At 60.9% G+C, this 335-nt stretch carries 1 protein-coding gene; it reads left to right on the forward strand.

The window, feature by feature from the left end; all coding sequences use genetic code 11:
- Positions 1-231 (forward strand): hypothetical protein (locus tag QWY28_RS23365; RefSeq protein WP_300955313.1); only part of this gene is annotated, 231 nt, incomplete at its 5' end.
- Between the last annotated feature and the right edge of the window lie 104 nt (positions 232-335).

Genomic DNA, 335 nt, shown 5'->3' on the forward strand with positions numbered 1-335 from the left:
CTTGTTGGTCTCTTCGACGATCCGGACAGCTCCCTCACGGAACTCCCGGTCGTACTTCTTCCGCTTCTCTGGCATCTCGATCCTCATTGTCGATGCCTCTACGGTCCGGGGGGAACCTCAGTGGCCGGCACGAGCATGGTGGCGGTCGTGGCAACGGCGACGACAGCAAGAGCGAAGCTGCGATTCATTTCGAATCTCCTCAGTGAAGGTTTGTTGGCTCTTCACAGTTGAGGGTGTAGCGGACGACGCGGCCGGGGTCGGCGCGTCGGTGCCGGGATAGAGGTCGAGGTCTTTCGAAGATGGCGGTTCCTACGCCAGCCACCCGAAAGACCTCG

The sequence above is a fragment of the Nocardioides oceani genome (assembly GCF_030412965.1).
Taxonomy (GTDB): Bacteria; Actinomycetota; Actinomycetes; order Propionibacteriales; family Nocardioidaceae; genus Nocardioides; species Nocardioides oceani.